The following is a 2,356-nucleotide window of genomic DNA, read 5'->3' as shown; positions in this document are numbered from 1 at the left end:
AAGGAGACGACAACCCCGTGACCGAGTTGCTCGACGCCGTCGAACGCACCGCCCTGCTCACCGCCGCCCTGCGTGCCGCGGAGACGCGCCGGCCCGACCGCATCTACCAGGATCCGTACGCGGACACGCTCTGCGGGGAGATCGGCCCGGAGCTGCTGGCGGAGATCCGGAAGGCGACGTTCCCGGCGGACGCCTCGCGTACGCTCCCCAGCACCCCCGACTACAACGCCATCCGCACCCGGTTCTTCGACGACTACCTCCAGGAGGCGGCCCGCGAGCCGGGGATGCGGCAGATCGTGCTGGCCCCGGCGGGGATGGACTCGCGCGCATACCGGCTGGCCTGGCCCGAGGGGCTGCGTTACTACGAGGTCGACCGGCCCGCGGTGCTGGCGTACAAGCGGGACCGGCTGGAGGGCATCAGGCCGCGGACCGACCACCGCACGGTCGCCGTGGATCTCACCGCGCCCGACTGGGAGGACGACCTGCGCAAGGCGGGCTACGACCCGGCCCTGCCGTCCACCTGGCTGCTGGAAGGGCTGCTGTACTACATCCCCGAACAGGACACCCGCCACGTCCTGCGCCGGGTGGCGGACTTCTCGGCGCCCGGCAGCCGGATCGCGGCCGACCTGGTCAACTCCGCGGCCCTGACGCTCCCTCATATGCGGGGGCTGCTCGACATCTTCGCGGGCTGGGGCTGCCCCTGGCTGTTCGGGACCGACGAGCCCGAGTTGCTCTTCGACGGCTGTGGATTCTCCGTGGAGGCGGTGCAGCCGGGTGAACCGGGGGCGGACTTCGGCCGGTGGCCGGATCCGGTGCCGCCGCGGCACGAGACGGACGTGCGCCGGGTGTTCTTCGTCCACGGCCGGCGGCGCTGATGTCCAAGGCTCTGGTCGTGGGAGGCAGTGTCGCGGGGCTGGCCTCCGCTCTCGCGCTCGCCGGGTCCGGACGGCAGGTCGTCGTCCTGGAGCGCTCCGCCCCGCCGCCCCGGGGCGCGATGGCCGATCTGCACGGCCGCTGGCAGCGCCCCACCGTGCCGCAGGCCCAGCATTCCCACACGCTGACCTCGCTCGGTGTACGCACCCTGCGCACCCGCGCCCCCGAGGTGCTGGAGCGGCTGCTCGCCGCCGGCGCCCCGCTGTTCGACCTCACGCGCGCGATGCCGCCGGGTGCGACCGACCGCGCGCGCGAGGTGGGCGACGACCTGCTGGTCGCCCTGGGCTGCCGCCGCACCACGCTCGAACTCGTCCTGTACCGGACGGTCGAGGCCCTGCCGCAGGTGGAGATCCGGCACGGCACGACCGTACGCGGGCTGCGGCTGAGCTCCGACCTGCAGTCGGTGCGCGGCGTCGTGACCACCGACGGCGCGCATCTGCCCGCGGATGTGGTCGTGGACGCCACCGGGCGCCGCGCCGCCGCCCGCGGCTGGCTCACCGACGCGGGAGTCCCGGTCCCGGGGGATCTGACCAGCCCCGGGGGGCTTCGCGGCTTCACCCGCTTCTACCGGCTCAGAAGCGGAACCCTGCCCGGGCCGCTGAACCGCGGCCATGCCGCCGGTGACATCTGGGACCACTACGCGGGCGTGCTGCACCCGGGCGACGCCGGCACCTTCGCTATCGCCCTGGGCACCCTGCCCGGCGACACGGAGCTGGACCGGCTGCGGCACGCCGACGCCTTCACCGCCGTCGCCCACGCGACTCCCGGACTCACCGCCTGGCTGGACGACGCCGTCAGCGCCCCCATCTCGGCCGTCCACGCCATCGGCGGCCCGGCCAACGCGCTGCGGGCCACCGCCGTGCGTCCGCCCGTGGCGGGGCTGTTCCCGGTCGGGGACGCGGCCTGTGTCACCAACCCGCTCTACGGGCGCGGGATGTCGCTGGCGCTCGCGCAGGCCTTCGGCCTGGCCGACACCCTGGCGGCCCACCCGGCCGGGCGGCGCGGCGAGGCCGCGGCCGAGTTCGCCGACGTCCTGCTGCGGCCGTGGTACGAGCACGCGGCGAGCACCGACCGGGAGCGGATCGGACGCTGGAGCGCCGTCGTGCACGGCCGCTCCCTGCCGCCCGCCTACCCCGGCTGCCCCGACACGTCCATACGGTCGGCCGCCACCCAGGACGGGACGGTGTGGCGGGGGCTGACGCGGGTCCTGATGGGGCTGAGCACTCCGGACGAGGTGTTCGGGGACGAGAAGTTCCGCCACCGCGTCGCCCAGGCGCCGCGTGGCGCGCTCCCGTTGAGCGCCGGGCCGCTGCCGCGCCAGGAGCTGCTGAGCGTCCTGGCGGCGGCGGAAGGAGCCTCGTCGTGACACCCCTGCGCCGCCGTGCCGCCCCCGGGCCGGACGGAGGGCGCCCGTGACCGCCCC

General features: G+C 75.3%; 2 protein-coding genes. Both read left to right on the top strand.

What is annotated here, in order from left to right; genetic code table 11:
- Nucleotides 1-17 precede the first annotated feature (17 nt).
- Nucleotides 18-875, top strand: a complete 858-nt coding sequence (locus ACJA3G_RS35330) for a class I SAM-dependent methyltransferase (protein WP_406557117.1) — start codon at nucleotides 18-20, stop codon at nucleotides 873-875.
- Nucleotides 875-2,299: an FAD-dependent oxidoreductase gene (locus ACJA3G_RS35325; protein WP_406557116.1), complete on the top strand. Its 1,425-nt coding sequence runs from the start codon at nucleotides 875-877 to the stop codon at nucleotides 2,297-2,299. The genes ACJA3G_RS35330 and ACJA3G_RS35325 overlap by 1 nt, the downstream gene beginning before the upstream one ends.
- The last annotated feature ends 57 nt before the right edge of the window (nucleotides 2,300-2,356 follow it).

Source organism: Streptomyces sp. YS-3, assembly GCF_045257485.1.
Lineage (GTDB): Bacteria > Actinomycetota > Actinomycetes > Streptomycetales > Streptomycetaceae > Streptomyces.
Note: the sequence above shows the minus strand (reverse complement) of the source record. Positions and strands in the feature narration are given on the sequence as shown.

Bases quoted from the DNA above. Each gene is read 5' to 3' on its own strand.
- ACJA3G_RS35325 (WP_406557116.1), top strand. From the start codon at position 875: ATGTCCAAGGCTCTGGTCGTGGGAGGCAGTGTCGCGGGGCTGGCCTCC.